The sequence below is a fragment of the Yersinia sp. 2542 StPb PI genome, from assembly GCF_048593855.1.
Taxonomy (GTDB): domain Bacteria; phylum Pseudomonadota; class Gammaproteobacteria; order Enterobacterales; family Enterobacteriaceae; genus Yersinia; species Yersinia enterocolitica_E.
Genome location: NZ_JAZGQA010000259.1, coordinates 1 through 4,968, shown reverse-complemented (window position 1 = coordinate 4,968; position 4,968 = coordinate 1). Strand labels below are relative to the sequence as shown.

The window sequence follows — 4,968 nt, the reverse complement described above, 5'->3', positions numbered from 1 at the left end:
GTTAATTTACTATTATGATAAAAGTACCCTCCTATTATACGGGGGGTATTTTTTTATCTCCTCCTTGCCCTGCAATCATAGTTGAAATCCTTATCAATGCGACTGTTGAATTAACATACAATTGCCGAGAAGCACCTAACCTAAACATATCGCATTCGATAAATACCCCTTAGTTATCACTGTGCTTGTAAAGCTATAAGAATGCTCTGCTAATTTATAACAATACAATAATCGATATAACTGACTAAATTTCCCATAATATTGTGATATATGAGAATCTTGGAGTGAGAGAGTTGTGTCACCCCCGCCCTACGGCATGAAGATTGAGCACAAAACAGAAACTAATTAAGTTTTGTACCCAACACATAAAATCATCTTTAGTACTTATTACGCTCGATTAATCGATGTACCCCGACCAATCCCATAATAGGTAAAACCTCGACTATTTAACCGTTCTGGATCGTACAAATTACGCCCATCAAAGATAACCGGCTGTTTTAATCGGAGCTTGATCATATCAAAATCAGGTGCTCTAAAATTCTGCCACTCAGTACAAATAATCAGAGCATCCGCCCCTTGTAGCGCTGATTCTTTTGTCCCCATTAACTTTAGGTCATCCCTTGCACCATAAATGCGCTGAGCTTCATCCATTGCCTCTGGATCATAAGCTTGAATAATAGCGCCAGCACGCCATAAAGCCTCCATCAAAATCCGACTGGGGGCCTCTCGCATATCATCTGTATTGGGTTTGAATGCTAATCCCCAGAGTGCAAATGTTTTCCCTGCAAGCTGCGAATCAAAATGGTATTGAATAAATTCAGTTAACTTACACTTTTGTTCGTTATTGATTCTCTCCACTGCACGCAACAGTTGCGGCTGATAGCCACAATTTTCTGCGGTACGAATTAATGCCTGGATATCTTTTGGAAAACAGGAACCACCATAACCACAACCAGAATAAATAAAATGGTAGCCAATGCGTGAATCTGAGCCAATACCTTGGCGTACTTTTTCGATATCTGCACCGAGCCGCTCTGCAATATTAGCGATCTCATTCATGAAACTGATTTTTGTCGCCAACATACCGTTTGCTGCATATTTGGTCAGTTCTGCACTGCGGACATCCATAATTAACATGCGGTCATGATTTCTGTTGAATGGCTCGTATAGTTCGCTAATTAAATCAATCACACCATTATCATCAGTATCAATTCCGATAACGATACGCTCAGGCCGCTTACAGTCAGCAACAGCAGCGCCTTCTTTTAAGAATTCAGGGTTCGATACCACATTGAAAGCTATATCTTGTCCGCGTTGCTGTAAAATCGCTTTAATCCTTTGCTGCACTTGATCCGCGGTACCCACTGGCACAGTTGATTTATCGATAATAACTTTAGGCGCATCCATATATTTCGCAATAGTGCTGGCAACGTCTAACACATATTTAAGGTCAGCCGCACCATCCTCATCAGGAGGAGTACCAACCGCAATAAACTGAATCGTACTATGAGCAACACCGGCTTCGGCATCTGTTGAAAATCGAAGCCGGCCCTCGTCATAGTTTTCTTTTACCAATGGCGCTAATCCTGGTTCAAAAATAGCGACACGGCCTTTTTGCAGGTCGGAAACTTTGTTTGCATCGATATCTATACACAGGACATCATGACCAACTTCGGCAAGTACTGCTGCCTGAACCAGTCCTACATAACCGATACCAAAAACCGTCACTTTCATTCAATCAATCCTCAAGTTGGAATTCGATAAGAGACACACTGCCGACCATTATCAGGACCTAACCTTAATTTAGCCTGAGGTAGCCAACCTTATTGCCAGCGAATAATAAAAGTTGACTGAAAATTTTCAGCCACAAGTAAGGAGGAAAGTATATCAACCGATATTTCTTACATCTCGGGCATACTCATTGATTGAAACAAATGAGGTTTATTTCGTAGATTCGTTATAGAACCATTGAGACTTGGCGGGCCATAGCAGTGAATAAGTGAGCAAGATACATAAATTACGTGAACTATTTATTGAGTAATACTTTCAAAATATAAACTATTCATCGGCTGAAAGCATCAACCTCAATCGACTCCCTCCTCCCCATACCTGGCATTGCCATGCTTCACAACGCTGACTAATTTGATTTAAATGTGCTGTTTTTAACGTACCTAAAGGCACACCATTACTAAGTTGAATCTGATTTTTACCCGCACTAACATTCGCGTGAAGACCTGCCGAAACCAGAATTAAATTTTTATATTCCACATGATAATAACCAACGAGCAAAGGAAACTGCCCATCCAAATGAGTACGTCTTAGTAGCTGGTTAACTTGTTTAAGTAACGTTGACATCTGCGGCAAACGCTGTTGTTGGTGTGCCAAATGCTCTTGAAGAATCCCGTTAAATAACACGCGTAATAATAGTGCGGCTAAAATTCCGTTATCCCCAGCGCGGGTGACATCCAGACAATAAAATGCCAGGTCCTTATCTGACAATGCAGCGATATCAAGGACTAATCCCGGTTTCTCAACCATCGTTAACTGCCGGTAATTTACCCGACAGTGTGCAATGGTTTGCTGTGCCGGTGGTTGCAATTGCTTAAGTAACTGCGCTGCATCATGAGGATTCTTACGTAATGCATCCCAATCCTGGATAAGTTCTGTCTCTTCAATTGCATGAGAGGTAAACAGTATGGGATAAAGGCATGCCAGCACCGCTTCACGTAGCCGATTTAAATCCACGATCGGTTTCAACAGTACGTCTTTCACGCCCATACGCATGACTTTAGCAATGTCAGCCATCTTATCAGTAGCCGATATAACTAAAATAGGGATCTTTACTCCTTGTATGAGTAAACGCTCAACAAACTCGATCCCTCCCATCTTAGGCATAGCGAGATCGCAGAGTATCAGGTCAGGTGATTGGACCTTAATCTGCTCTAACGCCTCCAGGCCATTTTCTGCCTGCTGGACTGCCGCGCCGAGTGCCCTTAGAAACTCAGTGATTACCGTACGGAAGACCGTTTCGTCCTCGACGACTAAAATATTTTTACCTGCTAATGGTTTTTCCATGCACTGCTTCTCTTGCTAACCTTAAACGTAATAGTGGCCCAAAATGACTGTTTGTGCTTGTCTGAAATTGTTACGTACTACTTTACTCACACACATTTGTTACTCATCAGCCCCTTACCAAAGGACGTAACTGCTCTATATTTTTCTCCACAGCCAATTGTCCAGCGGCAATAGCTTCATCCGCCCGATGGAAATCCAGCATTGATATTTGTGGGCAGTAGGGCTGGATCAACACATCGGGAGGATCTCCTGCCATACGATTACGTTTTAATCTGTTCTCCAATACCTGTATTGAGGTAGACATTATTTCCATGGCGCTGGGAACGGCCATCGTTGGATTACCTGACATATTGGTTATTCGTGCTTTTAAGCGCAGATGCCAACTTGCTGGCATCTGCGGGGGGTTACCTTCAGGAGATGATTGTGAGGAAAACAGATCTTGCCGAATCAGATGTGCATCATGTTGCAAATCAACGGCAATCACGATGTCAGCGCCCATTGCTCTTGCCAAAGAAATAGGAACAGGATTGACTACTGCACCATCAACCAACCAATAGCTACCGAAGCGGACAGGAGAAAGCAATCCAGGCATGCTGCATGAAGCCCTAATTGCCTGTTTAATATCCCCCTCAGTAAGCCATAACTCACGGCCCGTCGTTAAGTTGGTTACAACAGACCCAAAGGGCAATTTACATTCAGCAATGTCCTGCACTTCAATTATTTGGTTTACAGCATTAAAAACCCGCTCACCCCGCAGTAATCCGCCACGACGCCAGGAGAAATCCATCAGTCGAATAACATCCCAATATTTAAACGAGCGAACCCAGCGCTCCATCACATTCATGTGATCACTGGCATACGCTGCACCAACCAAGGCACCAACCGAACAACCGGCAACAATATCAACTTTGACGCCCATTCTCTCTAGCGCATTAATGACCCCGATATGTGCCCATCCCTTCGCGGCACCCGCGCCAAGTGCCAGTCCAATCTTAATTTTTCTCATTTTTATTTCGTCCATTTTCGATCAATTTGGCACTTTACCGCTCAACTAAATAAATCAGACTCTGGTTTTTGTTATCGACACTGCCGCTTGGCTCTTAACGCTAGCAGGCTACAACTTAGCGTTCACTCAGAGGAAAAATCCATATTTACTCGCCAGTGCTATAACCCTACTGATTGAACTATAGTTAACATTTATCCTTCTGGTAAATTGATACAAATAGTTTACATTTCATTACTAAGATATAGGCTATAAGTTGAAGGATATACTGTGAATATTGAAATATGCCAAACCGATCTATTTAATCCAGATCTTATTGCATTAATTGCTCAATTAGATGCGTATCAAGAAGCACTCTATCCGGCTGAAAGCAATCATACAGAGTCGATTGCGAGTATGGCTCAGAAAAAAACATTCGTTTATATTGCAACACGACAAGGTCGCGCTCTGGGATGCGCCATTCTTTTCCAACCTGAAAGTACCTATCCTGAGATTAAGCGCGTTTTTGTCATCCCTGACTGCCGAGGTCATGGCATTGCGTCAATGCTAGTTACAGCACTGCTCGAAAAATCTATCTCTTTGAATTTAAAATATGTTTATTTGGAGACAGGGATTCATCAACCTGAAGCAGTAAAACTGTACCAGCGATTAGGCTTTGAATTTACGTCTGAATTTGGTTGTTATCAATACGACCCACTTAGCTTCTATATGGTAAAAACAGTGGCTAGTTGTCACTCAGTAAAAGATAAAACAGAGAGGTAGCATTCAGTTCATTCAGGAACCGTTGCTATTTTGACTTTATTGCTTTGACACTCGACATAACACAGCAAAATAGCCACTATAGTAGTGGCTATTCAGAGTAAATATTCGGAGTTAAGACAAATTAAAAG

The 4,968-nt window shown here is 42.3% G+C and carries 4 protein-coding genes; 1 reads left to right on the top strand and 3 read right to left on the bottom strand.

Annotation, left to right across the window (positions count from 1 at the left end; all coding sequences use genetic code 11):
• Positions 1-387: 387 nt before the first annotated feature.
• The 3 genes from V1952_RS20075 to rssA form a co-directional block, all read right to left on the bottom strand.
• Positions 388-1,734 (bottom strand): UDP-glucose dehydrogenase family protein, encoded by a 1,347-nt coding sequence (locus tag V1952_RS20075; RefSeq protein WP_083158952.1) that lies wholly within the window; start codon positions 1,732-1,734, stop codon positions 388-390.
• Positions 1,735-2,058: 324 nt separating this feature from the next.
• Entirely contained in the window at positions 2,059-3,075 is a 1,017-nt protein-coding gene (rssB, locus tag V1952_RS20070; RefSeq protein ID WP_372558956.1) for a two-component system response regulator RssB, read from the bottom strand.
• A gap of 106 nt (positions 3,076-3,181) precedes the next feature.
• Positions 3,182-4,081 carry a patatin-like phospholipase RssA gene (rssA, locus tag V1952_RS20065; RefSeq protein ID WP_372558955.1) on the bottom strand — a complete coding sequence of 300 codons (900 nt, stop codon included), beginning with the start codon at positions 4,079-4,081 and terminating at the stop codon, positions 3,182-3,184.
• Between the two features lie 267 nt (positions 4,082-4,348).
• Here rssA and V1952_RS20060 point away from each other — a divergent pair, with 267 nt between their 5' ends.
• Complete coding sequence (locus tag V1952_RS20060) at positions 4,349-4,840, top strand: GNAT family N-acetyltransferase (protein ID WP_420075397.1); 492 nt, start codon at positions 4,349-4,351, stop codon at positions 4,838-4,840.
• Positions 4,841-4,968 lie beyond the last annotated feature (128 nt).

Bases quoted from the DNA above. Each gene is read 5' to 3' on its own strand.
- V1952_RS20075 (WP_083158952.1), bottom strand. From the start codon at position 1,734: ATGAAAGTGACGGTTTTTGGTATCGGTTATGTAGGACTGGTTCAGGCA.
- rssB (WP_372558956.1), bottom strand. From the start codon at position 3,075: ATGGAAAAACCATTAGCAGGTAAAAATATTTTAGTCGTCGAGGACGAA.
- rssA (WP_372558955.1), bottom strand. From the start codon at position 4,081: ATGAGAAAAATTAAGATTGGACTGGCACTTGGCGCGGGTGCCGCGAAG.